Origin of the sequence: Arthrobacter sp. Leaf337, assembly GCF_001423745.1 — a bacterium.
In the GTDB taxonomy this organism is placed as follows: Bacteria; Actinomycetota; Actinomycetes; order Actinomycetales; family Micrococcaceae; genus Arthrobacter.
In genome coordinates this window covers 171,575-195,542 of sequence record NZ_LMPC01000012.1, presented here as the reverse complement: position 1 = coordinate 195,542, position 23,968 = coordinate 171,575, and the positions used below count along the sequence as shown (strand labels likewise).

21 protein-coding genes are annotated in these 23,968 nt (G+C 65.9%); 3 read left to right on the top strand and 18 right to left on the bottom strand.

The window, feature by feature from the left end; translation table 11 throughout:
• Positions 1-6: 6 nt before the first annotated feature.
• The 13 genes from ASF98_RS10015 to ASF98_RS09955 form a co-directional block, all read right to left on the bottom strand.
• Positions 7-489: a heme-degrading domain-containing protein gene (locus ASF98_RS10015; protein ID WP_082506785.1), complete on the bottom strand. Its 483-nt coding sequence runs from the start codon at positions 487-489 to the stop codon at positions 7-9.
• Complete coding sequence (locus ASF98_RS10010) at positions 482-1,516, bottom strand: Gfo/Idh/MocA family protein (RefSeq protein WP_055800992.1); 1,035 nt, start codon at positions 1,514-1,516, stop codon at positions 482-484. The genes ASF98_RS10015 and ASF98_RS10010 overlap by 8 nt, the downstream gene beginning before the upstream one ends.
• Positions 1,509-2,411: a TolB family protein gene (locus ASF98_RS10005; protein ID WP_055800991.1), complete on the bottom strand. Its 903-nt coding sequence runs from the start codon at positions 2,409-2,411 to the stop codon at positions 1,509-1,511. The genes ASF98_RS10010 and ASF98_RS10005 overlap by 8 nt, the downstream gene beginning before the upstream one ends.
• A 2-nt stretch (positions 2,412-2,413) precedes the next feature.
• Positions 2,414-3,277 (bottom strand): 3-keto-disaccharide hydrolase, encoded by an 864-nt coding sequence (locus ASF98_RS10000; RefSeq protein WP_055800987.1) that lies wholly within the window; start codon positions 3,275-3,277, stop codon positions 2,414-2,416.
• 3 nt (positions 3,278-3,280) lie between these two features.
• Positions 3,281-4,282: a sugar phosphate isomerase/epimerase family protein gene (locus ASF98_RS09995; RefSeq protein WP_055800985.1), complete on the bottom strand. Its 1,002-nt coding sequence runs from the start codon at positions 4,280-4,282 to the stop codon at positions 3,281-3,283.
• A gap of 1 nt (position 4,283) precedes the next feature.
• Entirely contained in the window at positions 4,284-5,480 is a 1,197-nt protein-coding gene (locus ASF98_RS09990) for a Gfo/Idh/MocA family protein (RefSeq protein ID WP_055800982.1), read from the bottom strand.
• Positions 5,481-5,490: 10 nt separating this feature from the next.
• The gene (locus ASF98_RS09985; protein ID WP_055800979.1) at positions 5,491-6,609 is read right to left on the bottom strand and encodes a Gfo/Idh/MocA family protein; all 1,119 of its coding nucleotides are present in this window, start codon (positions 6,607-6,609) and stop codon (positions 5,491-5,493) included.
• On the bottom strand, positions 6,606-7,367 hold the full coding sequence (locus ASF98_RS09980; protein ID WP_055800978.1) for a sugar phosphate isomerase/epimerase family protein: 762 nt from the start codon (positions 7,365-7,367) through the stop codon (positions 6,606-6,608). Before ASF98_RS09980 ends, ASF98_RS09985 begins: the two co-directional genes overlap by 4 nt.
• A 45-nt stretch (positions 7,368-7,412) precedes the next feature.
• Positions 7,413-8,306: a carbohydrate ABC transporter permease gene (locus ASF98_RS09975; protein WP_055800975.1), complete on the bottom strand. Its 894-nt coding sequence runs from the start codon at positions 8,304-8,306 to the stop codon at positions 7,413-7,415.
• Positions 8,306-9,283 carry a carbohydrate ABC transporter permease gene (locus tag ASF98_RS09970; protein WP_055800972.1) on the bottom strand — a complete coding sequence of 326 codons (978 nt, stop codon included), beginning with the start codon at positions 9,281-9,283 and terminating at the stop codon, positions 8,306-8,308. The genes ASF98_RS09975 and ASF98_RS09970 overlap by 1 nt, the downstream gene beginning before the upstream one ends.
• A 12-nt stretch (positions 9,284-9,295) precedes the next feature.
• Positions 9,296-10,618, bottom strand: coding sequence for an ABC transporter substrate-binding protein (locus ASF98_RS09965; RefSeq protein WP_055800970.1), 1,323 nt, complete (start codon positions 10,616-10,618; stop codon positions 9,296-9,298).
• A gap of 104 nt (positions 10,619-10,722) precedes the next feature.
• Positions 10,723-11,559, bottom strand: coding sequence for a hypothetical protein (locus ASF98_RS09960; RefSeq protein ID WP_055800967.1), 837 nt, complete (start codon positions 11,557-11,559; stop codon positions 10,723-10,725).
• Positions 11,556-12,668, bottom strand: coding sequence for a Gfo/Idh/MocA family protein (locus ASF98_RS09955; protein WP_055800964.1), 1,113 nt, complete (start codon positions 12,666-12,668; stop codon positions 11,556-11,558). Before ASF98_RS09955 ends, ASF98_RS09960 begins: the two co-directional genes overlap by 4 nt.
• Positions 12,669-12,854: 186 nt before the next feature.
• On the opposite strand from ASF98_RS09955, the gene ASF98_RS09950 reads away from it, so the two are divergent.
• Positions 12,855-14,087, top strand: a complete 1,233-nt coding sequence (locus tag ASF98_RS09950) for an ROK family transcriptional regulator (RefSeq protein ID WP_055800961.1) — start codon at positions 12,855-12,857, stop codon at positions 14,085-14,087.
• 83 nt (positions 14,088-14,170) lie between these two features.
• Entirely contained in the window at positions 14,171-15,364 is a 1,194-nt protein-coding gene (locus ASF98_RS09945) for an MFS transporter (protein WP_055800958.1), read from the top strand.
• A 230-nt stretch (positions 15,365-15,594) separates the two neighbouring features.
• Here ASF98_RS09945 and aceB read toward each other — a convergent pair whose 3' ends face one another.
• A complete protein-coding gene (gene aceB / locus ASF98_RS09940) occupies positions 15,595-17,259 on the bottom strand; it encodes a malate synthase A (protein ID WP_055800956.1) in 1,665 nt (554 codons plus the stop codon).
• A 226-nt stretch (positions 17,260-17,485) separates the two neighbouring features.
• Positions 17,486-18,802, bottom strand: a complete 1,317-nt coding sequence (gene aceA, locus ASF98_RS09935; RefSeq protein ID WP_055800952.1) for an isocitrate lyase — start codon at positions 18,800-18,802, stop codon at positions 17,486-17,488.
• Between the two features lie 181 nt (positions 18,803-18,983).
• Here aceA and ASF98_RS09930 point away from each other — a divergent pair, with 181 nt between their 5' ends.
• Positions 18,984-20,471, top strand: coding sequence for a helix-turn-helix transcriptional regulator (locus ASF98_RS09930; RefSeq protein WP_055800950.1), 1,488 nt, complete (start codon positions 18,984-18,986; stop codon positions 20,469-20,471).
• Between the two features lie 142 nt (positions 20,472-20,613).
• Here ASF98_RS09930 and ASF98_RS09925 read toward each other — a convergent pair whose 3' ends face one another.
• The 3 genes from ASF98_RS09925 to ASF98_RS09915 are packed head-to-tail and all read right to left on the bottom strand — an operon-like array spanning position 20,614 to position 23,746.
• Positions 20,614-21,651: a TAXI family TRAP transporter solute-binding subunit gene (locus ASF98_RS09925; protein WP_055800947.1), complete on the bottom strand. Its 1,038-nt coding sequence runs from the start codon at positions 21,649-21,651 to the stop codon at positions 20,614-20,616.
• Positions 21,648-23,081 (bottom strand): HAMP domain-containing sensor histidine kinase, encoded by a 1,434-nt coding sequence (locus ASF98_RS09920; RefSeq protein WP_055800944.1) that lies wholly within the window; start codon positions 23,079-23,081, stop codon positions 21,648-21,650. The genes ASF98_RS09925 and ASF98_RS09920 overlap by 4 nt, the downstream gene beginning before the upstream one ends.
• The gene (locus tag ASF98_RS09915; RefSeq protein WP_055800939.1) at positions 23,078-23,746 is read right to left on the bottom strand and encodes a response regulator transcription factor; all 669 of its coding nucleotides are present in this window, start codon (positions 23,744-23,746) and stop codon (positions 23,078-23,080) included. The genes ASF98_RS09920 and ASF98_RS09915 overlap by 4 nt, the downstream gene beginning before the upstream one ends.
• Between the last annotated feature and the right edge of the window lie 222 nt (positions 23,747-23,968).

Below are 23,968 nucleotides of genomic sequence, written 5' to 3'. Positions count from 1 at the left end.
AAAATCCTAGTCCGCGACCTCCGCGAGGTAGGTCCTGATGCTGTCGACCACCAGCTGGTGGTCGTCGTCCGAGGACAGTCCGGACGCCGTGACTGCAGCGACGACGCCCGTGCCCCGGACCCGGATCGGGAAGGAGCCTCCGGCCAGCGTGTAGTCCTCCGGCGTGAGCCACCCTCCCTGCGTGGGGTCGAAGCGCTTGGCAGCGAACTCCTCGGACATCAGGGCCGTGCTGCGTTCAAAGCGCAGGGTGCTTGCCGACTTGCGGCGGATCCATTCCTCCTGGTCGGCGGTGGCGCCGGGCAGGACACAGCGGAAGAGAACCACGTTGTGGCGCCGGATATCGATGGCCACGGAATGGCCCTCGGCGATGGCGCGGTTGGCGATGAGCGAGCCGAGGCGCCAGGCGTCGTGATGGTCAAAGCCCGGGAAGACGAGCTCTTCCTCGTGCCGGCGCAGTTCGATGATTCGAGGTGAGTCGGTGTCAGTCAAGGGAAGTCCCGTCGGGTGTGGCGTCGGCGTCGTAGCTGAGGCCGATCTGGCGGCGGATTTCGTCCATGGCGGCCATGACGGCGACTGATTCACTCGGAGGAAGGATGGTGCCGGCGGTATCGCCCGCGCGGATCAGGCGTTCCAGCTCTGCAGCCTGGTACTGCATACCGCGACTGTTGACGGGCTGCTCGTACCGTTCAATAACGCTGCCATCCAGCGTATGAACGGTGAATGGCACGGGGTTGTACCAGGTGGATTCGATGTCGATCCACCCTTCGGTCCCGATGACCATGGCCCGGTTGGCGCTGGCGGCGTCCAGTTCGCAGTCCACAATGGCCTGCCGGCCGCCGGCGTATTCAAAGATGGCCGCAGTCTGCCGGTCCACACCCGTCGCGGTCATGGAGGCACTGGCGCGAATGGTCTCCGGGGTGCCCAGGATGTCGAACGCAAAGGAGATCGGGTAGATGCCGAGGTCCAGCAGCGCTCCGCCACCCAGTGCAGGATCGTTCAGCCGGTGGGCAGGGTCCTTGGGCAGGCTCTGGTTGTGGCTGGCGACCACCTTCCGGACCTCGCCGATGGTGCCTTCCTGGATGATGGCGCGGAGGCGGATCATGTGCGGGAGGAACCGGGTCCACATGGCTTCCAGGGCCACGAGCCCCTTGGATTCCGCGAGGTCAACAATGTCCTGGGCTTCGCGGGCGTTCATGGTGAACGACTTTTCCACCAGCACATGCTTGCCGGCATTCAACGCCAGCACGGCATTGGCATGGTGGAACGGGTGCGGCGTGGCGATGTAGACCACGTCAACCGACGGGTCTGCCACCAAGTCCTCATAGCTGCCGTGCGCGGTTGCCACGCCGTACTGCTCTGCAAACGACTTGCTGGAGTCGAGCGCGCGTGACCCGACGGCCTGCACCGTGAAGCCGTTCTCGTTCAGGTCCTGCGCTTGCAGCCCCGCAATGAATCCGGTGCCGAGGATGCCCCAGCGGATTGCTCCGTCGGAAGTGCCGGTGGGTTGATTAGTCAAGAACGTTGTCCTTTGGTGAGTCGGTGTTGGCCAGCGGGTACGCCACAAACGCAAAGCGCCTGGAATCCGGCGACCAACTATTGACGTTGAGGGTTCCCTGGCCGCCGAAGAGAGGCCAGGTGTGAAGCGGTGCGGTCCAGTCGCTCGTGGAGACAAGCACGACGGCGACCGGCAGGTCCGCGGGGTGGCCCTCCGTGCCGCCGGGGAAGCGGATGTAGCTGGCCAGCTCGCCATCGGGGGAGAGATGGGGAAACCAGTCGACGGTTTCGCTCTCAAGGAGGCGCTCGAAACCGCTTCCGTCAACCTGCACGCGGGCAAGCTGGGCGTGGCCGGGGAGAGAGCTGAAGGACTCCGTGTTCAGGTAGAGCCACTTTCCGTCGGGCGAGTATTCCGGTCCGTCGCAATGGCCGGGTCCGACATCAACCCCGGCGGTAGCGCCGCCGTCGGACGGTATGGTCCTGAGGCGGCCCGGCTGCGTAAAGTCGCCCGCCTCGATACCCACGTAAGCGAGTTCGCCGCCGTCGGGACTCACGCCGTGGAGGAAATGGAACGAACCGTCGTCGGGGGTGACCCGCGCCGCCGGGCCTCCACTCAAAGCTGCACGGTAGATGTGGCCGTCGTTCGCCGAGAGGTAGATCGCCTGACCGTCGGGTGCCAGGACGTGGTCGTTGTTGAGGTCGGGGATGCCGGCCAGGGGGACCTGGTCGAGTGTCCGGTCCGCCACATCAAAGCTCCACAGCTTCCCGTCCCCGTTGAGGATGAGGGCCGAGCCGTCCAGGGTCCAGTTCGGTGCTTCGAGGAGGAGCTCCTCGGTGCTGTAGACAAGTTCGGATTCGCCCGTGGCGGACGCTATCCACACCTCGCAGCGCTGGCCGGGCTGAAGGGTACGCAGCATGTTCAGAGCTCCTTGATCCGGATGTTCCGCCACCGGCACTGCGCGCCCTTGCCCCAGCGGGCCTCGCCGAACATGGAGTCGTTGTCGTGGACTTCCAACGCGATATGCCCGCGCTCGCCGAGAACAGCCAGGACATCCGCCGGGTCGTAGTTCGGCGAGTCCAGCGTAGCGGTGTCCAGTTCGGCGATCTTGAGGCCGTTGACCCAGGTGGTGATGACCGGCAGCGCGCCGACGCAGCGGATGCGGAGTTCGTTCCAGTCGTTCCAGCGCCAGACGCTGAGGAAGTCCTCGACGTCGGCGGCGTGCTTCAGGCGTGCACGCTTTTCTTCCGTGACGGGCTCCACCGACGTGGCCGGATCGTCCGCTATCAAACCGGTGGGCCGCCCGTCGGCGTCCGTGGCCACGTTGACGGCGAAGGGCACGGCGGAGAAGCTCGCCAGCCCGTTGCCGAAGAACCCGCCGATGCCGCCAGAGGGACGGTGGTCCACCAGGACCTGGAAACCTTCCCACGTATCCGGCCGGCGCCGGATCATCACGCCGGTGTCTGCCGGCCAGTCGGGACGCATTTCCAGCACGAGTTCGAAGTCGCCGTATGCCTGCTCGCTCACCAGGTAGCCGCCGTAGCCGCTGCCGGGGGAGTCCTGCTCGCCGACCACGACGCCGTCTTCCACGAACCAGCGGGCCGGGTGCTTCTCGGGTTCCACAGGCGGCATCAAACCAAGGTCGGCAAAGCGTTCCAGGAGGGGCGGACCGCCCGGATACTCGGTGCCGTAGACACGGGGTACCGAGCGCCAGCCGGCCAAGGTGGCGCCGTCGAACAGCGGGACAAAACCGTCGCCGCCGTCGGGCGTTTCAATTCCTGGCATGACCTAGTCCTTGCTGCTGAAGGCGGCGTCGAAGCTGGTCTGCGAGGCGGGGAAGTCGAACTTCTTCAGCGCTGCCAGGGCCTCGGGGGCGCCGTGGAGGCGGTCCATGCCGGCGTCTTCCCATTCCACGGAGATGGGGCCGTTGTAGCCGATCGCGGTGAGGGCGCGGAAGGACGATTCCCAGGGGACATCGCCGCGTCCGGCGGAGACGAAGTCCCAGCCGCGTCGGGGGTCGCCCCAGGGCAGGTGGGAGCCCATGACGGTGTTGCGGCCGGTGGGGCGGAGCTTGGTGTCCTTGCAGTCCACGTGGTAGATCCGGTCCTTGAAGTCCCAGATGAAGGAGACCGGGTCGATGCCCTGCCACATGAAGTGGGACGGGTCCCAGTTCAGCCCGAACGCGGGCCGGTGGCCGATCGCTTCGAGGGTGCGGACGGTGGTCCAGTAGTCGTAGGCGATCTCGCTCGGGTGGACTTCGTGGGCGAAGCGGACCCCGCATTCGTCGAAGACGTCCAGGATGGGGTTCCAGCGGTCCGCGAAGTCCTGGTAGCCGGCCTCGATGACTTTCTCGGGGACGGGCGGGAACATGGCGACGTACTGCCAGATGGAGGAGCCGGTGAACCCGACGACGGTGTCCACGCCGAGGGCTTTGGCAAGCCGGGCAGTGTGTTTCATTTCCTCGGCGGCGCGGGTGCGGACGCCTTCGGGGTCGCCGTCGCCCCAGACCTTGGACCCGACAATCGCTTCGTGGCGGAAGTCGATGGGGTCATCGCAGACAGCCTGGCCCTTGAGGTGATTGGAGATGGCCCAGACCTTCAGGTTGTACTTCTCCAGGACGGCAAGTTTGGACTCGACGTAGCCGGGTTCGTCCCAGCGCCAGGCGTCCAGGTGGTCCCCGGAGACGGCGATTTCGAGGCCGTCGTAGCCCCAGCCTGAGGCGAGTTTGGCGACTTCCTCGAAGGGGAGGTCGGCCCACTGGCCGGTGAACAGGGTGTACGGGCGGGGCATGTCAGGCTCCTTCAATGGCGGGGACGGGGGAAGTGGTGAGCTGGATGATGGAGGACTTGGCGTTGGCGGATTCTTCGATGGCGGCCAGCACCCGCTGCACGGCCAGGCCCTCTTCGAACGACGGCGACGGCGGGGTGCCGCCGTCGATCGCGGTAAGGAAGTCCCGGATTTCGTGCGTGAAGGTGTGTTCCCAGCCGATCACGTGGCCCTGCGGCCACCAGGCGGCCATGTACGGGTGCTCGGGTTCGTTGACCAGGATCCGGCGGAAGCCCTGTTCGCGGACAGGGAGGGTGGCGTCCAGGAAGCCGAGTTCGTTGATGGTTTCCAAGTCGAACAGGAGGGAGCCCTTGTCCCCGTAGATCTCCAGTTTCAGGGAGTTCTTCTGTCCGGTGGCCATGCGGGAGACCTCAACGGAGGCGATGGTCCCGGAGTCCAGGGTGAGCGTGGCCCAGGCGGCGTCGTCGACCGTTACTTCTTCGGGGCCGTCCGCGCCGGGGCGGTGAGAAACGAAAGTGTGCAGCCGGCCGGAGACCTCCGTGACGGTGCCGCCGAGCAGGAACATGACCTGGTCGATCGCGTGCGAGGCGATGTCGCCCAGCGCGCCGGACCCGGCGGTTTCCTTGTTCAGCCGCCACGTCATGGGGGAGTCCGGGTCCACGAGCCAGTCCTGCAGGTAGGCGGCGCGGACGTGCCGGACGGTACCGAGCCGGCCTTCGGCGATGAGCTCTTTCGCGAGGGCCAGTGCCGGGACGCGGCGGTAGTTGAAGCCGATCATGGACTGCACGCCGCGTTCCCGGGCGGACCGGGCGGCGTCCGCCATCGTTTCGGCCTCGGCCAGGGTGTTGGCCAGGGGTTTCTCGACCAGGACATGTTTGCCGGCCTCGAGCGCCGCGACGGCGATCTCGGCATGCATCCACCCCGGGGCGCAGATATCCACAATATGAATGTCGTCCCGCTCCAGGACCGAGCGCCAGTCGGTCGCTGTTTCCGCCCAGCCGTATTTCTTGGCGGCCGCCGCGACCTGGCCGGCGTCGCGGCCCACGAGCACTTTCTGCTCGAAGGCCGGGACGTCGAAGTAGGACGCGACGTTCCGCCAGGCGTTCGAGTGGGCCTTGCCCATAAACGCGTAGCCGATCATCGCCACACCCAGCGGTGAGTTGTCGGGGTTGGTGCCGTCCGTGCTTTCGGGGGAGTTCATTGCCTGGTTCCTAGAGGGTGGAAGCGGTGGGGTCCCAGTCCTCGGGGAGGGCAGAGGACGCGGGCGCGGAGCTTTCGACGTTGACAAAGGTGCCGGATTCAACGGATTCGGAAATCGAGACCATGGTGTCCAGCACGTGGTAGGCGAGGTTGCCCGTGGCGCGGTGCGGAACCCCGGCCCGGATGGAACGGGCCATATCCAGCACGCCCATGCCGCGGCCGTTGGTGGGGCCGGTTGCGGGGATGACGGTCCACTCTTCGTCGCCCGCACGCCAGAGCCGCACATCGCCGTCGAAATAGTTGGGATCCGGGAGGGAGATGGTCGCTTCCGTGCCGGTGATCTCCACGAAGCCCATCCGCTGGCGGGGGGACTCGAACGAGAAGACGCTGTGCGAGGACTGGCCGCCCTCGAACTGGGCCATCGCGGACACATGCGTGGGGACCTCCACCGTGAACTCCTCGCCCAGCTTGGGTCCGGATCCGATGACGCGGACTTCCTTGGCTTTGGAGCCGATAGCTGCCACGCGGCGCACGGACCCGAAGGTCTGGACCAGTGCGGTGAGGTAATACGGGCCCATGTCGAACAGGGGCCCGGCGCCGTACTGGAAGAGGAACGCCGGATTCGGGTGCCAGGATTCCGGTCCCGGGGTCTGGAAGGTGGTCATGGCCGTCAGCGGCGTGCCGATGTCGCCGCGTTCAATGATCCGCCGTGCGGTCTGCAACCCGGCGCCCAGGAACGTGTCCGGGGCGCAGCCCAGCCGCAGCCCCGCGGCGTCGGCCGCTTTCAGCAGCCCCAGCCCGGATTCCCGGTCAAGCGAGAACGGCTTCTCGGTCCAGACATGCTTGCCGGCGTTGACGGCCGCGGTGGCCACCTCCACGTGCGCGGCCGGGATGGTGAGGTTGACGATGATTTCGACGTCGGGATGGTTCAGTGCGGCGTCCACGCCGCCGGATTCGGCGATTCCGTATTCCTTCGCCCGTGCGGCCGCGGCGTCCTCGAACAGGTCGGCGATGACGTGGACCTTCAGGTCCGGGAAGACCGTGAGGTTGTCCAGGTACTGCTTGCTGATGTTGCCGGCGCCGATGACGGCGACGCCCACCGGGCCTTTCTTCGGGGAGGAGGTGCTCATGCCCGCGCTCCTTCGCTTGCTTCGGTGTTGGCTCCGGTGTTCAGGAACGCCAGGCTCTGGGTGATGCCGTCGAAGATGTCGCCGGAGTAGTCGTCGAACTCCACGACGCCCACTTCCAGGGACTTGGCGGCGCCGATGACGTCCCACACGGCGATCTTGCCCTGGCCGGCGGGCTGCTGGGCCTTGGTGTCGGTGGTGGCCGGGCCGTCCTTGATGTGGATGAACTTCACCCGGTCCCCGAGCTTGGCCAGGATCTCCACCGGGTCCTGGCCGCCGACGGCAACCCAGTACGTATCCACTTCCAGGACCAGTTCGGGGTCCAGGAGGTCGGCGAAGTATTCCAGTGCCGTGCGGCCCTCGATGATGGACTCCAGCTCCCAGGCGTGGTTGTGGTAGCCGACGCGGATGCCGTATTCGGAGCCCTTCTTCGCTGCCGCGTTGAGCTTGGCGGCGGTGGCTTTGATGTCCTCGGCCTTCTGCCAGTGCTCGGCCGGCAGGTAGGGGTCGATAACGGTGCTGATGCCCAGTTCCCTGGCAGCGGCGAAAATTTCGTCCTGGTCCTGGCTGAGCAGCGGTGCGTGGCCGGACGGGGCGGTGAGGCCGTTCTCCTTCAGGGCGGCACCGAGTTCGGCTGCCGTGGCCACGAAGTTGTAGGGCTCAACCTGGGTGAAGCCGATCTCAGCTACCTTCCTGATGGTGCCGGGCAGGTCTTCCTGGATGGCATTGCGCAGGGTGTAGAGCTGAAGTGAGTAAGACATGTCGTTCCTTTGCGGGAGTTGGTGTTCTCGAAAAGCTGTCAGGGCCTAGCGGCCGGCGAGGGAGCCGCCGATGCCGCCGACGCTGAAGTATTTGTTCAGGGTGGCGAAGACGATGACGGGCGGGAGCATCATGATCACGGCGAGGGCCATGACTCCGGACCAGTCGGTGTTGTTTTGCTGGAAGAAGGACTGGACGCCCATGGGCAGCGTGAAGATCTCGTTGGAGCGGAGGAACACGATTGCTACAAGGTAGTCGTTCCAGGCCAGCAGGAAGGCGAAGATCGCGGTGGAGAGGATGCCGGGCAGGGAGTTTCGGAGGACCACTTTGGTGAAGGAGCCGAAGACGGAGCAGCCATCGATCCAGGAGGCTTCCTCAAGGCTGATGGGGATGGAGTCGAAGTAGGCGGCCATCATCCAGGTGGCGACCGTCATGGTGGAGCCGACGTAGATGATGGTCAGGCCCATGAGGTTGTCCACTAGTCCCATCGCTGCGAACAGGATGAACAGCGGTACCACGGAAGTGATGACGGGCAGTGACTGCATGACGAACAGCAGCAGGGAGTAGCCGGAGACTGCTTTGCTCCGGCCGCGGGAGAGGACGTAGCCGGCCGGTGCTGCCACCGCTACGGAGACCACCACTGTGGCGAGTGTGGTGATGAGGCTGTTCTGCAGCCAGGTGGCGGCCAGCGTCTTCGAGAAGACGTTGCTGAGGTTCTCGAACGTCAGGCCGGTAGCGGTGCTGTTCGGACCGGGCGTGAACGCGAGCACCACCGTGACCATGATCGGTACGAGGACGACCGCGGTGATGATCAGGATGGCGATGAACCGCCACCACTGGCCGCGGTGGCCGGCTTCGGAGAGGACGCGCTTGTTCTTGGCGGGGCCGGCGACGCCGAGGACCGGGCCGGACTCGGGATGGGCGTGGACTACTGCGCTCATTATTCGACGCTCGACTTTCGGATCTGGCGGTACAGGAGAACGGAGATAACCACCAGGGTCATGGTCATCAGGAACGCGATGGCGACGCCGGGTCCGGTGGCAAAGTCCTGGAAGACCGTACGGTAGGCCAGGACCACGAGGGAGGTGGTGGCGTCAACGGGGCCGCCGCCGGTGAGCAGGTAGATGGTGGGGAAGTCGTTGACACAGAAGATGGTCATCAGGATCCAGCTGATGTAGGTGGACCGGGCGATCAGCGGGAGGGTGATCTGGCTGAACTGCTGCCAGCGCGTGGCGCCGTCCATGCTGGCGGCCTCGTAGACGGTGTTGTCCACGGAGGCCAGGGCGGCAGAGATCATCATCATCATGAAGGGGAAGCTGACCCAGACTTTGAAGATCATGACGGTCGTGGCGGCGAGCGTGGGGTCCGCCAGGAAGAGCGGGGTGCCAAGGCCAAGGTTGCGGAACAGCGAGGGGATGAGGCTGTCCGGGGTGGCAACAAGCCAGTTCCAGGCGGTGGAGGACACCACGATGGGGACCACCCACGGAAGGAGCAACAGGACCTTGAAGGTGCCGCCGGCCGGGATCTTCGTGCGGAGCAGCAGGGCGAGCCCAAGGCCTACGGCCCACGAGCCGAAGACGCCGACGATGGTGAACAGCAGGGTGAACTGGGCGGCTTTCCAGAACGCCGGCGATGCCAGCACGCCCTGGAAGTTTTCGATGCCCACGAAGTCACCGGTTTGGATCAGGTTGCCGTTGTGGGTGGCCTGGATGCCGGCTTGGAAGAGCGGGTAGCCGTGGATCAGGACGAGCAGGATGACTGAGGGAAGCAGGAGCCAGAAGAATGTCCGGCTGGTCTGTGCACTGAGCCTGCTCTTGCGATTCTGGTTTCCGGGATTCGGTGACCCGCCCCCGGGCCCGCCGGGGGCAAGCCCCTTACGGGCCCGGGCGAGGCCGGACGGTGCTGTTGTGGACGACATGGTGCTGGCCGCCTACTTCTTAAGGATGGACTTGAGGCCGGACTCGAAAGCCTGCAGGGCGGACTTGGCGTCGGTCTTGCCGGTGAGGATGGTCTGGGTGAACTGGTTCAGGGCCTGGCCACCGTCGAGGGCAGCGAGATCGGCGCTGAGGGCAGTGCCCTGGGAAGCGAAGGTCTTGGCGATCGGCACGTATTCCTTGACGATCTTCACGTTGTTGGGGTCGGACGTAAATTCGGGCATCTCGGTGATGGACTTGAACACCGGCAGGGCGTTCATGAGCTTCTGCTTCCACAGTTCTTTCAACTGGCCCAGGTAGTAGACCACGAACGCTTCGGAGGCTTCCTGCGACGGCGTGTTGGTGTACATCATGATGTTGTTCGGGAAGATCAGGGCGGCCTTGTCCCCGTGTGGACCGGCAATCGGGCTTGCCACCACGATGTCGCCGGAGGTATCGCCAACGCGCTCGGGGACTCCCAGCGTCAACATTCCGTACGCGGCCTTGCCGTCCTTCCACTGGGCGTTGAGGTTGTCCGTGGTGTAGCTGACGGCCGCAGGATCGATAATGCCATTCGAGACCAGCTCAAGCATGAACTCGACGGCCTCCACGTTGCGGTCGTTCATGACATCGAGCTGGCCTTCCTTGCTGAAGACGCCACCGCCGTTGTTGAGCATCATCATGATCATGAGGTGGTTGCCGATGTTGTTGCCCGCCCCGGAGCCGGTGGCGAAGCCGACGGCGCCGGCGCTCTTCAGCTTCTTGCCGGCCTCAAGCAGGGTTGCCCAGTCCTTGGGAACCTCGACACCGGCTTTCTCGAACAGGGACTTGCGGTACCAGAGCGGCCGGATGTCCAACTGCCAGGGAACCGCCACGTAGCCCTTGTCCGTCTTGAAGGGCTCCACGACGCCGGGCAGGAAGTCGTCGAACTGGCCGTTCTTCTTCAGTGCCTCGAAGACCTTATCGGCGTACGCAATCTGGCCCTGCTGCTCGAACTGGAACGCCTGGAAGCCGCCACCGGTGGAGACTGCCGGGCCGGTCTTTGACGCAATGGCCGAGGAGAACGTCTGGTAGAAGTTGTTCCACTGGATGAGCTGGTAGCTGGCCTTGCTGTTGGCCCCGGAGAAGCCTTCAGCGATCTTCTTGGCGGCGTCGTTGTAGGCGGGGGTGGCCCACGGCATGTCCCAGAACTTGATGGTTCCTGCTGCTCCGCCACCGCCCTGCGAAGCGGAGCCGCCGCCACAGGCGGCGAGGAGGGGGACGGAGGCCGCGGCGGCAGCGAAGCCCAGGAACCCCCGCCGGGAGAAGGCGGAAGATGCGGTGGAGGGATTGGTAGACACGATGGTTTCCTTTCAGGGCCCGGAGTGACTGAATGCCCGGGCCCTTCTCGACAATGAGTGGATGCTGACTGGAGAGCGGGAACTGCTTGGTTCGGTAGGGCTGTTTAGCTGGTGAGTTGGGTGACGAGGGACAAGACGGTAGAGAACTGGGCGAGGTCCGTGGCCGGGATCCCGGAAGAAAGATGCGCGTGGATCCTCGACCAGCTGGTCCGGTGGGACGATTCGTACAGCGTGGGAAGCGCCGTTGCTCCTTCTTTGGTTACTGCCCGGACCACGGCCGGCCAAGCCGCTGCGGGGTCCGGCAGTACGACGTCGGCACGGCCGGTTGAGGTGAGGATCGAGACACTCGCGGTGGCTGGCAGCGCGGAGGTGAGGATGCCCTGCAGGGCGACCGGCACGCCGCCGGCCAGGACTCCCGCAACCGTGTAGCCGTTTGCATTGCGCTGGACCATGCGCACGTTCCGCACCTCTATCCCGCATTGGACCAGCACGGAGAACTGTTCCGTCAGCAGGTCCCGGGGGTCCGTTCCGGGTGCCGCAATGGCAACCGAGTCGAGCAGAACGGCATCCTCGAGGGCACGGGCGATGACGCTGTGCGCGTTCTCGCTGGAACCGGCCAGTGCCAGGTTGCCGGCCCACGGCTGGTCAAGCACCACCACGGAGCCGGCCGCTTCGGCGACACCGACCAGTGCCGCGGGATCTTCTGCCACCGGCGAAGACACCACAATGCCCTTGGCCCCCTTGCGGACCGCGGCGGCCGCCCGTTCGGTCCAGCCAGCATGGCCGGAGACGGCGATGACGTCCGGCCCGGACGCTGCCGGTGCGGCGTCAACGGCGGGGGCGGCAGGGGCAAAAGACAAGGGCAGGGAAGCGACGACGGCGGACACCGCACCTGCTGTTTCAGCCTGCGGATCCGCGTACACGGACAGCTGCGTGGTCATGCGTTGACCTCCTGGTCTGCTGTTGTTCCGCTGGCGGCACTGCCAGCATCAACTCGGCCTGTATCTACCCGGCCTGCGGCCGCTTCGGCGATCGCCAGTGCGAACTCAAGGTCATGGATCAGGGTCTCGGCGGACGGCGGCTGGCCCGTGCCGCTGGCCAGTTCGGCCAGTTTGCGCCACTCGCCCTCGTAGCCGTTGTGGCCGAAGGGGCCCAGCACCGTGGTTCGTCCGGCCGTCCGGATCCGGGCCGTTGCCGAGCCGGCCTGGACGTAGGACGGGGTGAAGTCGATCTTCAGGGCGGCGTCGTCGCCGATGGCCTCAAACTCCCAGGCGGGTTCCCAGGTGGCGTTCATCGCGGCACGGAGTTCGATGGCGACGTTTCCGGCCCGCAGGGAGATGACATAGCCAAACGGGCGCACGATTTCAGCATGCAGGACCTCCACGTCCGCGAAGTCCGGGGTGAAGCGGCGGACCAGCGGAAGGTCGTGAATGGCCAGGCCCATCACCCCGCCCGTGAGCATGCCCTTGATGACCTCCGGATCGGTCGAGTCACTGGACGGCGGGGTCACGCGGCCCACGATCTCCGTGGCAAAGTCCTCAAATCGCGGGTTCGGCGGAAGGACGATGGAGGACCGGACAGTGTGCACCTGCTCCGGCAGGTCGCCCCAGGCATCTTCCGCTGCAAGCCAGCCCGGATCGAAGGTGTGCATGGCGCCCACGATGATAGGGACGCCGGTTTCGGCTGACACGGCGGAGATCGCGGCGGCCTCTTCGCCGTTCATGGCGAACGGCTTTTCGCAGAGCACAGCCTTCTTGCCGGCCCGGCAGGCCGCGATGACCTGGGCTGCGTGGAACTGGTGCGGGCTGCAGATGGCCACGATGTCCACGGCAGGGTCCGCGAGGAGTTCGTCCATGCTGGTGCTGAAACGTGCTCCGACCCTGCCTGCCACCGATTCGGCCACTACAGGGTCGATGTCCATGATGTGGCGGACTTCAAGGATGTCCCCCAACCGTGCGAGCGACGGCAGGTGGATGGCCTGGGTAACAGGTCCTGCGCCCAGAATGCCGACGCCCAGGAGGGCCGGTGATGCCTGTGCTTGGCTCGACAAGTTGCTTACCTCTTTGTAATAGCTGGAGCGTGGTGGCTGTGACTTCTCGGCGGCGCCTGGCTTCAGTGACACCGCTCACACATCAAGCTAGAACTACTTTTGTCGATCGTCAAGCAAAAGTTGAAAAGTTATCGACGATCTTTCGGTGGCGTGACATGCATAAGCGCTTCGTGCTATCACTGACTCATGAGTCCAACGTCTGGAAAAGAGACCGGCACCGACGCCGGAACCGATACCGCCCCCGAGGGTGCCGGGAGCCTTTCCCGGGCAGGCGATCTCTTCCAGCTGCTCCGCGACGGCAAAGCCCGCACGCGGGCCGAACTGGCCTTGACCACCGGCCTGGCGCGGTCCACCGTGGCCGCCCGAATCGACGCACTGATCTCCTCCGGGCTGGTTGGACCCGCCGGTGAGGCGAGCTCCAGCGGCGGCAGGCCGCCGTCGCGCTTTGCCTTCAACCCCGCCGCCCGCTCTGTTCTGGCAGTCGACGTCGGCGCCACGCACGTGATCGTTGCCGTCACCGACCTCGGTGGCAATGTGTTGTCCGAACGCCGCCTGGCCCAGGACGTTGCCGACGGCCCCGAAGCGGTCCTGGGCCGCGTGGTGGAGGAAGGCAAAGCACTCCTCGGTGAAGCCGGCAGGACCACCGCGGACCTCGCCGGCATCGGGATCGGGCTGCCGGGTCCGGTGGAGCACGCCACCGGCATGCCGGTGAAGCCGCCCATCATGCCCGGCTGGGACGGGTTCGACGTGGTCCGCTACGTCCAGCGCTCACTGCCGGTTCCGGTGCTGGTGGATAACGACGTCAACATCATGGCCCTTGGCGAACGGACCGCCCACTGGCCCGAACACGACAACTTCCTCTTCATCAAAGTGGCCACGGGCATCGGTGCTGGCATCATCAGCAGCGGGGAACTCCAGCGCGGCGCCAACGGAACAGCAGGAGACCTGGGCCACGTGCGGGTGCCGCGCGGCGACGACGTCCTGTGCCGCTGCGGCAACTACGGCTGCCTCGAAGCGCTGGCATCAGGCCCCGCCGTCGCCCGGGAACTGGCACGCCAGGGCCTTCCTGCTGAAAAGGGCGGCGATGTCCTGCGGCTCGTCGGCGAGGGCAACCTCCAGGCGATCCAGGCGCTCCGCCAGGCCGGCCGGGACGTGGGGGACGTGCTGGCCATGGTGGTCAACCTGCTGAATCCGTCGGTGATCGTGATCGGCGGCAGCCTCGGCCAGGCGGGCGACCACCTGATGGCCGGAGTCCGGGAGGTGGTTTACCGGCGGTCCCTGCCGCTGGCCACGTCACATCTGCGGATAGCGCTCGCGATGGCCGGCGACCAGGCTGCGATCCTCGGCGCCAGCCAAATGGTCACCCAACATGTGTTGTCTCCTGCCGTGATCGAGGCCACCCTGCAGGCAACGGGATAACGCCCGTCATCTTGCCGCGGCCGTGATAGCAATGAATTGATGAAACCGATTTCCAGCTTCCGCACCCAGCCGCAGCCCGCCTCATGACGGCGAATATCCTCGCCAGGGTTCCGCGCGGCTGGATCCTGCTGGCGAGCATCGGACTCATCGCACTGAACATGCGCGGCCCGTTCGTCGCTGTCGCCCCCGTGGTGGGCCCGATGCAGCAGGACCTTGGGTTCTCGCCGGTGGAACTGGGGCTGCTGACCGGTATTCCGGTGCTGTGCTTTTCCCTGGCGGCGCCCCTCGCGTCGTTCGCGGGCAGGAAATTCGGTGCTGAGTTCGCCATCATGCTCACCCTCCTGGGCGTGCTCGCCGGCGTCATAGTCCGCTCCGCTGGCAACGGTGTCCTGGTGCTGTTCGGCACCGCGATCATCGGCCTGGCCATCACCATCGGCAACATCGCCGTGCCCCTGATCATCCGGCGTGACTTCTCGCCGCGGCGCCAGGGGACTGCCATGGGCATCTACACCGCGGCCCTGAACATTGGATCCTTCCTGACCTCGGTGGTCACCGCGCCGCTGGCCGAGTTTGCCGGCTGGCGGCTTTCGCTGGCGGCCAGCGGGCTGTTCGCCGTGGCCGCTATCGTGTTCTGGGTGATGGCAGCCGGCAGGCAGGCCTTCGTGCCGGCCGCCGTCGAGGACTCCAATCCCCGTCCGGCCGGCGGCAGGCCGGCGTCGCGCTGGATCACTGTGGGGCTCACGGCAGGCTTTGCCGGGCAGGCTTTCTCCTACTACGGCGTCACGGCGTGGCTGCCGACCTTCCTGATCGACGAACTGGGCATGGCGCCCTCCGCCGCCGGTGCAGGGTCCTCGCTCTTCCAGATCCTCGCCATTGTGGGCGGCCTCGGCGTGCCCATGGTGGCCAGGTTTGCAAGTACGACGGCGGTGGCGGTCACCTTGGGCGTCATGTGGCTGACCGTTCCCCTTGGCCTGCTGCTGGCCCCGGAACTGTGGTGGCTCTGGTCCTCCCTGGGGGGTGCGGCGCAGGGCGGCGGCATCACGGTCATCTTCATTGCCATCATCAAACTGGCCCGCGACCAGGCGTCCGCCGGCCGGATGTCCGCCGTCGTGCAGGGGGTGGGCTACTCGGTTGGCGCCACTGCGCCGACGCTCCTCGGCTACGTCCACGGGTTGTCCGGATCATGGACCAACCCGCTGCTGCTTATCCTCGCTTCGGTGGCGGCATTCTTCTTGGGCACCACCCTCTCCGTGCGGAAGGTGCCGAGGACCCGTTGACGGGTCCCGCCGTCGTCGTCCTCCCCCACCCCCCGCCGAGCGCGAACGGACACTTAAGTCCCACGCAAAAGCGCGAACGGACAGTTGAGGCCCTCAAAAAGGGGCCTCAACTGTCCGTTCGCGCTTAATGGTGCTTCCGTTGCCGGGCCGCCGCCCCGGATTTCGGGGGTGCCTGTTGCGAAGGGCGTGGTTGCCCGGCAAACGGAAATCTCGGCTCGACTACCGTGGGCCTATGCGGCCACGAGCGCAGCGTCCTCAACCGGGTCCTCTGACCGGTCCCGTGCCTCGTGCAGGAAGCGGGCGTAGGCCGGCAGGGTCAGGAACGTGGGGAACGCGTCGGCCAGGGTGACTTCCTCGAAGATGTCCCGGGCGTCGGCGAAGCGGTCGCCTTCGAAGCGTTCCAGCCGGGTGAACTCCTCGTCCAGCAGGTCCTCCACCCACTCGCGGGTGATGATTTCGCCGTGGTCGGTGATCGCGTGGGAGTAGATCCACTGCCACAGCTGCGAGCGGGAGATCTCCGCCGTTGCGGCGTCCTCCATCAGGTTGTGGATGGCCACCGCGCCGTTGCCGCGCAGCCAGGACTCGATGTAGCGGATGCCCACCTCGATGTTGTTCCGGATGCCCTGCTCGGTGATAGTGCCCGTGGTGGAGGCAATGTCCAGCAGCGCGCGGTCGTCCGGCGTGACATCCTCGCGGAGGCGGTCCAGCTGGTTCGGTCGGTCGCCGAGGACCCCGTCGAACACTTCGCGGCACACCGGAACCAGGTCCGGGTGGGCCACCCAGGAGCCGTCAAAGCCGTCGCCGGCCTCGCGGGTCTTGTCCGCGCGGACCTTCTCGAACGCGATCGCGTTGGCTTCCTCGTCCTTGCGGTTGGGGACAGCTGCAGCCATGCCGCCGATCGCCATGGCACCGCGCTTGTGGCAGGCGCGGACCAGCTGTTCGGTATAAGCGCGCATGAAGGGGGCCGTCATCGTCACCTGGACGCGGTCCGGCAGGACGAAACGGGGGCCGCGGGTGCGGAAGTTCTTGATCATCGAGAAGATGTAGTCCCAGCGGCCGGCGTTCAGGCCTGCCGCGTGGTCGCGGAGCTCGTAGAGGATCTCTTCCATCTCGAAGGAAGCCGTGATGGTCTCGATCAGCACGGTGGCGCGGATGGTGCCCTGCGGGATGCCCAGCAGGTCCTGCGCCAGGATGAAGATGTCGTTCCAGAGGCGTGCTTCGAGGTGGTTTTCGATCTTCGGCAGGTAGAAGTACGGGCCCTTGCCCTGGGCCAGCAGGCGGCGGGCGTTGTGGAAGAAGTACAGGCCGAAGTCCACAATGCCGCCGGCGATCGGGGTTCCGTCGATCAGCATGTGCTTTTCCGGCAGGTGCCAGCCGCGCGGACGGACCACGATGGTGGGCAGCTCGCCGGCCGGGCGCAGCTTGTAGTCCTTGCCCTCCGGGGAGGTGAAGTCGATCCGGCGTTCCAGTGCATCGGTGAGGTTGAGCTGGCCCTGGATGACGTTGCGCCACGACGGCGTGGAGGAGTCTTCCATGTCGGCCAGCCATACCTTGGCGCCGGAGTTCAGCGCGTTGATGGTCATCTTCTTGTCCACCGGACCGGTGATTTCGACGCGGCGGTCCTCCAAGCCGGGGGCCGGGGGAGCGACGCGCCAGTTGGGATCGTTGCGGACGGACTCGGTTTCGCGGAGGAACCGCGGGTCGAGTCCCTTGGCGATGTCCGCCCGGCGGGCCCGGCGGGCCTGCAGCAGCTCCTGGCGCCGTGCCGCCGTCGCCCGGTGCAATTTGGCCACAAAAGCCAAAGCATCCGGAGTAAGAACTTCGCCCTGCCGGCAGATAGGCTGCGCGGTCAAAGTGATGCCATTGATCGTGAAGTTGTCAGTGAAGCTGTTCATTTCAGTCTCCTTAAAGACGAAAGGGAAGTTCGACGGCGTATAGCGGCACTGCGGTGACCGAGGCACAAGGCCGAAGGAGCCGGTATCGCGGCAGCCTGCGTAAAAGGGGCCCTGCGTCCCGGTCCGTCCTCGCTCAGCGAGGTCGAACCGGGACGTGGGGAATAGCAGGCCGAGCGATGCCGGTCCGAAGGCCGGAAGTGACCAGTCCGCCGTCGAACGGGAAGTGTTAGTGGAACTGGCCTTCTTCGGTGGATCCCACCAGGGCCAGCGTGGATGCGTTCGGGTTGAGCGCAGTTGCGATGTCGTCGAAGTAGCCGGTGCCGACTTCGCGCTGGTGCTTGGTCGCGGTGTAGCCGCGGGACTCGGAGGCGAATTCCTTTTCCTGGAGCTCGACGTAGGCGCTCATGCCTTCACGGGCGTAACCGTGGGCGAGGTCGAACATCGAGTAGTTCAGGGCGTGGAAGCCGGCCAGGGTGATGAACTGGAACGTGAAGCCCATGGCGCCGAGTTCACGCTGGAACTTGGCGATGGTGGCGTCGTCCAGGTGCTTGCGCCAGTTGAAGGACGGCGAGCAGTTGTAGGAGAGCATCTGGTCCGGGAAGTCGGCCTTGACGGCCTCGGCGAACTTCTTGGCAAGCTCGAGGTCCGGGGTGCCCGTTTCCATCCAGATGAGGTCAGAATACGGGGCGTAGGCCTTGGCGCGGGCGATGCAGGGTTCGATGCCGTTGCGGACCTTGTAGAAGCCTTCCGGGGTCCGTTCGCCGGTGACGAATTCCTGGTCACGGGGATCGACGTCGGAGGTGATCAGGGTTGCTGCCTCGGCGTCGGTGCGGGCGATGACCACAGACGGCGTGCCGGCGACGTCGGCGGCCAGTCGGGCGGCGTTCAGGGTGCGGACGTGCTGCTGGGTGGGGATGAGCACCTTGCCGCCGAGGTGGCCGCACTTCTTCTCCGAAGCGAGCTGGTCCTCCCAGTGAACGCCTGCGGCGCCGGCCTGGATCATGGACTTCATGAGCTCGTAGGCGTTCAGCGGGCCACCGAAGCCGGCCTCGGCGTCGGCCACGATCGGCACCATCCAGTCCTCGACCGTCTGGATGCCCTCGGAGAACTCGATCTGGTCGGCGCGGAGGAGGGCGTTGTTGATGCGGCGGACCACCGTGGGAACGGAGTTGGCCGGGTAGAGCGACTGGTCCGGGTAGGTGTGGCCGGAGTTGTTGGCGTCGGCGGCGACCTGCCAGCCGGAGAGGTAGATGGCGCGGAGGCCGGCCTTGACCTGCTGCACGGCCTGGTTGCCGGTGAGGGCGCCGAGGGCGTTGGTGTAGCCGCCGGTCTTGTGCTCTTCGGTGAGCTGCTTCCAGAGCTTCTCGGAACCGCGGCGAGCCAGGGTGTGTTCTTCGGAGACGCGGCCGCGGAGGCGGATAACGTCGGAAGCCTTGTAGTCCCGGGTCACACCTTCCCAGCGGGGGTTGGCGGCCCACTCGAGCTCCAGTGCGGCGGCCTGCTGCTCGGGCGTCTGCTGGGTGGGCTCAAATGCTGCAGTCATCTTTGTCTCCTTGTTTGTGCTCCGGGTTGTCCGGGCCGGTCCCGTCCTGCGCCTTTGCAGTGGGGGACCGGCTGGACCGGTGCGGTGTTTCTTTCCGTGAGATCTACTTTTCTGCACTTTCAAGAGGGTTACTAGAGGAAAACCATGGAAAGAAATGCACTTCTTCGCGTATGCTCAATAAATGTCGCCTACGAGCTGGAACCGCAAAGCCGCAACGCCGCCGTCGTCCCCTGCCACCCCTGAACTGGACGTCATCAGCCTGGGCCGGCGCGTCCGCCACCTGCGCAAAGCGGCGGCGATGACCCTCGATGACCTGAGCGCCGCCGTCGGCACCGCGCCGAGCCAGCTCAGCCTGATCGAGAACGGCAAGCGCGAGCCGAAGCTCGGGCTGCTGCAGCAGCTGGCAGTTGCCCTGGGTGTCAGCATCGACCAGTTGCTCGGGGCGGAACCGCCCAACCGCAGGGCGGCTTTGGAGATCGAGCTGGAACGGTACCAGCGCAGCCCCCTCTACGGGTCCCTGAACCTGCCGAAAATCCGCATCAGCTCGCGGCTTCCCATGGATGTGCTGGAGTCCATGGTGGGCCTGCAGCATGAGCTGGAGCGCAGGCTCAACGAACAGGTGGCGACGCCGGAAGAGGCCCGCCGCGCCAACGGTGAACTGCGGGCCATGATGCGGGAACGGAACAACTACTTCCCGGAGTACGAGGCGGAGGCGCAGAAGGTCCTGGCGTCGGTGGGCCACACCAGCGGTCCGCTGTCCCACCACGTCATTGCTGATATCGCCGGGCACCTCGGTTTCAGCCTCCACCACGTGGGCGATCTGCCGCATTCGACCCGTTCCGTGACGGATCTTAAGAACCGCCGAATTTATCTCACGCAGAACCAGCGCACCGATCATGACCCCCGCTCGGTGCTGCTGCAGGCCTTGGGACACTACGTCCTGGGCCACCAGACGCCGTCCAACTACGGGGATTTCCTGATGCAGCGCGTGGCCACGAACTACTTCGCCGCAGCGCTGATGCTGCCGGAGCAGGCCACCGTGGAGTTCCTGCAGCAGGCCAAGCAGGCCAAGGAAATCGCCGTGGAGGACATCCGGGACGCCTTCGCCGTGTCCTACGAGACCGCCGCCCACCGCTTCACCAACCTTGCCACCCAGCACCTGGACATCCGCACGCACTTCCAGAAAACCCACAAGAGCGGCATCATCTACAAGGCCTACGAGAACGACGGCGTGACGTTCCCGCAGGATCACACCGGCGCCATAGAGGGCCAGCCGTCGTGCAAGAACTGGACGTCGCGGGTGGTTTTCGACGTGCCGGACAAGTTCAGCGCCTACAGCCAGTACACGGACACGCCGTCGGGGACCTACTGGTGCACCGCCCGTACCGAGCGCTCCGCCACCGGCGAATTTTCGCTGTCGGTCGGGGTGCCGTACGCCCAGGTGAAGTGGTTCCGCGGACGTGAAACCACGGAGCGGTCCACGTCCACGTGCCCGGATGAGAACTGCTGCCGCCGGCCGCCGGCTTCGCTGACCTCCGAATGGGCGGGCAATGCCTGGCCGTCGGCGCGGGCCCACTCGCACCTGCTGGCCGCCATGCCGCCAGGCGCCTTCCCCGGCGTGGATGAGACCGAGGTGTACAGCTTCCTGCAGGCACACTCAGGCAGCTGAGCAAACGCTCTCTCACTTCCTGCGCTGTTTCCCCGAACCCTCTCTCACTTTCCTGGGGAAAGTGAGAGAGCGTCCGGGTTTTCGGTGCGGAAAGTGAGAGAGCGCCCGGGTTTTCGGTGCGTAACGTGAGAGAGCGTTTCGCTTAACCGTGCAGTTTCCGGTAGGCGGCAGCGGCTGCCGGGTGCAAGGGCAGTCCGGCCGTGTTGATCAGCGATTCCGGGCTCAGGAACTGGACTCCCAGGCTGGAGCGGGGGATCAGTTCCTCGGCATGGCCCACAAGCAGTTCGACCGTCCTCGTCACGGTCCGCTCATCCAGGTCACTGCGGCACAGGAGCAGATTGGCCACACCCACCGCCCAGACAGCCGGAATGCCCTCGTAGGCGCCCTCCGGGATCAGCACCCGGTCGTAGAACGCTCCGTACCTGGTCCGCAGCTTCGGAAGCAGCGGGGAGAGGTCCAGGAACGCGAGCGCGACCTGGTTGTTGGTGGCGGCAATGGCGGCTGTCGGCACACCACCGGACCAGAACAACGCATCCACTGACCCGTTCTGCAGGGCCGCAAGCCCCGCGTTGAGTCCGAGGTTCATCACGGTGACCGTTTTTTCGACGCCGGCGGCGGGGGACTCGCCCACGGCCACGGAAGCCAGCCCGGCAGCCTCAATCAGGCGCGGAGTGGTGAGTGATGTCCCGGAACCCGGCTCACCGACAGCCACGGTCCTGCCGGCCAGTTCCGTGAGGTCGCGGATGCCGCTGGCCTTCCGGACCACGCAGTGGACGTAGTTTTCGTACACTCTTCCGAGGGCCGTGATTCCAACGTTCGACGTGCCGCGCGCCTCGCTGGTTTGAGCCGCGGCATCTGCCAGTGCGACAGCGAGCGTGGCCTGCCCGGTCAGAAGCTGCTCCAGGTTGTCCAGGCTGCCGCCGGTTGTCAGCGCTGATGCACTGGCGGCCACGCCATGGCGCTGGAGGGACTCCGCCAGCAGCGCTGCGAATTCAAGATAGAAGCCGCCCGGTTCACCTCCCGCAACCGTCACAGTGCCAGGCCGGTCCTCAGCAGTGCATGCGTTGAGGGCCGGGATAAGCAGCCCGGCCAGCCCGGCGGCCAGGCCGGCGGCCAGGCCGGCATTGAGGACGGCCCTCCTCGGCGGAAGGGCCGCTGCCAGGCCAGACATGCCGCTCATGAAAGGGCCTCCGGTCCGTGGGAAGCTGCGGCATGCGGAAACTCGATGCGCGCGATCAGGCCGTGCGGCGAGGCTTCCGCCAGCAGCAGGCGGCCCCCGTTGGCTCCCGCCAGTTTGTCCACAATGGTCATGCCCAGACCGTTGCCGCGGATCTCCCGGGCCTGCGGGGAGCGCCAAAACCGGCTGGTGGCAGCAGCCCGTTCCTCAGCGGAAAGCCCGGGGCCGTCGTCGGCGACTTCCACGGTGACCGTATCCGGACGTGCGCGGACTGCCACGGATATCCGGGCACCGGGTGCGTATTTGATGGCGTTGTTGATCAGTTCCCCCACCATCTGGGCCAGCTCGGCGGCATTGCAAGCAATGTGCACCGCCGGGTCCGGCGGATGCGCCAGCAGGATTTTTGAGCTGCCGTGCCGCGCCGCGGGTCCCGCCCGTTCGGTTTCCTCCTGCAGGACCGGGTACGGATCGATGACGGCCGGGCGCCCGCGGGAAGGGGTCCCCAACGGTCCTCCGGCGGCGTCTTCGAAGGCCCTGTGCTCGGCGGTCGCGAGCCTCAATACGCCGTCCAGGATCTCTTCCACACGTTCCAGCTCAGCAAGGACTCCAGCCGCAGCCTTGTGTTCCCGGGCGGTTTGGAGTTCAAGCTGCAGCAGGTCGAACCTCAGACGCAGGGCGCCGACAGGATTCCGTAGCTGATGCGACGTGTCGGCAATGAGTTGGCGCTGGGAGTCGATGCTGGCGCTGACGGTCCGGGCCATTCTGGTGAAGGAACGGCTCAGTTCCCGCAGTTCCGGCGGTCCGTCCTCCGGAAGCTGGCCAGTCCGGCCTGTCGCCTCAAGCTCCGTTACCGCGGCATTCAGGCGGTGCACAGGACGCAGCACCCAGCCAGTCACCCGGGCGGCACCGAGGAGGAGCACCGCAGCGAGAGCGGCCGCCGCCAGTCCGACGAGGAGCCACCGTTCCCGCAGTTTCTGCCGGGCAGCATCCAGATTGACCTCCAGGACCGCCTCGCCAAGGACCTGGCTTGCGCTGCCGAAGGAACGCGAAATCACCTCGGAACCGGTTCCGAACGGCTGGAGCGGACTGAGGGTGGTGTCGTTCAGGTTCAGCTTTGCCCGGGCAACGGCGTCGCGAACGTCCGCCCTGTCCTCGCTCAGCCCGCCCGAGCGAAGGGTTCCCTGCTGGAGGCCGATCAGCACCCCCTCACCGTAGAGTTCCGAGTATCGGTCCATTTCCGCCTGCAGCTGCGTGGATTCCCCGTCGGTCGCGGCGTCGAACGCCACTTGCGCAAGCCTGTTGAGGGCAGCCGCCCTGTTGATCTGGAGTTCCTGGGTGAGTTCCCGGCTGGCGGAGGTCAGGATTGCGGTGGAGGCGAAGATGACGATGAGGACGGACAGCACACTCAGGATTCCGAGGACACGCAGCTTCACGCCGGATCCGCCTCGACCCGGTAGCCCACGCCGCGTACGTTGATGATGAAACCGGGAAGTTGGAGCTTGGCCCGGAGACCGGTCAGATGCACGTCAAGGGACCGCGACGACGCCACGAAGGCGTCGCCCCACAGGGCGTCCAGGATCTGTTCCCGGGTGACCACCGAACCTGCATGCTTGGCCAGAAGGGCGAGGAGGTCGAATTCGGTGGCCGTCAGGGGCAGGACCTTGGGACCGACGGCGGCCACGCGCCGTTCGAGGTCCACCTCGAGTTCCCCCAGCACGATGCTCTGCTGCCGGCTGTCCTTCGCACGGCCTGAACGCCGCGTCACCGCCTCGATGCGGGCCAGCAGCTCGACCAGTTTCACCGGTTTGACGAGGTAGTCATCGGCTCCGGACCGCAGGCCGAGGACCACGCTTCGCTCGTCGTCGCGGGCGGTCAGGATCAGGATCGGGACCGCTGTGACCTGGCGGAGCTTCCGCAGCACGTCGAGGCCGTCCATGTCCGGAAGCCCCAGGTCCAGCAGGATGACCTCGAACCGGCGGTGTTCAAGGAGCGCGTCAGCGCCGCGGGCAACCCGGGAAGCCGTGTGTCCGGCGGAAACCACCGCTGCGTCTAGGGCGGACGCCATGGCGTCGTCGTCCTCGACGATGAGCACATCCATTGCCTGGTCCTGTTCGTTGACGGGGCATCTTCGATCTGCCCGCTGTGGAGATTATCCCTTGTCCCGGCGAAACCTAAGGAAGTGTTAGGAATTCCCGTTTCGCATAGGTAGTGGGGTGGATCACCCATAGCGTGGATGGGTCCTCGGCTTTCGGAGGACCGTCAATGTCGAGGAGGAACCATGAGCAATGTTGCCATGGACAGCACAGGAATATGCCCGGAA

Coding starts and splice junctions, on each gene's coding strand:
- ASF98_RS10005 (WP_055800991.1), bottom strand. CDS start 2,411: ATGCTGCGTACCCTTCAGCCCGGCCAGCGCTGCGAGGTGTGGATAGCG.
- ASF98_RS10000 (WP_055800987.1), bottom strand. CDS start 3,277: ATGCCAGGAATTGAAACGCCCGACGGCGGCGACGGTTTTGTCCCGCTG.
- ASF98_RS09995 (WP_055800985.1), bottom strand. CDS start 4,282: ATGCCCCGCCCGTACACCCTGTTCACCGGCCAGTGGGCCGACCTCCCC.
- ASF98_RS09990 (WP_055800982.1), bottom strand. CDS start 5,480: ATGAACTCCCCCGAAAGCACGGACGGCACCAACCCCGACAACTCACCG.
- ASF98_RS09985 (WP_055800979.1), bottom strand. CDS start 6,609: ATGAGCACCTCCTCCCCGAAGAAAGGCCCGGTGGGCGTCGCCGTCATC.
- ASF98_RS09980 (WP_055800978.1), bottom strand. CDS start 7,367: ATGTCTTACTCACTTCAGCTCTACACCCTGCGCAATGCCATCCAGGAA.
- ASF98_RS09975 (WP_055800975.1), bottom strand. CDS start 8,306: ATGAGCGCAGTAGTCCACGCCCATCCCGAGTCCGGCCCGGTCCTCGGC.
- ASF98_RS09970 (WP_055800972.1), bottom strand. CDS start 9,283: ATGTCGTCCACAACAGCACCGTCCGGCCTCGCCCGGGCCCGTAAGGGG.
- ASF98_RS09960 (WP_055800967.1), bottom strand. CDS start 11,559: ATGACCACGCAGCTGTCCGTGTACGCGGATCCGCAGGCTGAAACAGCA.
- ASF98_RS09950 (WP_055800961.1), top strand. CDS start 12,855: ATGAGTCCAACGTCTGGAAAAGAGACCGGCACCGACGCCGGAACCGAT.
- ASF98_RS09945 (WP_055800958.1), top strand. CDS start 14,171: ATGACGGCGAATATCCTCGCCAGGGTTCCGCGCGGCTGGATCCTGCTG.
- aceB (WP_055800956.1), bottom strand. CDS start 17,259: ATGAACAGCTTCACTGACAACTTCACGATCAATGGCATCACTTTGACC.
- aceA (WP_055800952.1), bottom strand. CDS start 18,802: ATGACTGCAGCATTTGAGCCCACCCAGCAGACGCCCGAGCAGCAGGCC.
- ASF98_RS09930 (WP_055800950.1), top strand. CDS start 18,984: ATGTCGCCTACGAGCTGGAACCGCAAAGCCGCAACGCCGCCGTCGTCC.
- ASF98_RS09925 (WP_055800947.1), bottom strand. CDS start 21,651: ATGAGCGGCATGTCTGGCCTGGCAGCGGCCCTTCCGCCGAGGAGGGCC.
- ASF98_RS09915 (WP_055800939.1), bottom strand. CDS start 23,746: ATGGATGTGCTCATCGTCGAGGACGACGACGCCATGGCGTCCGCCCTA.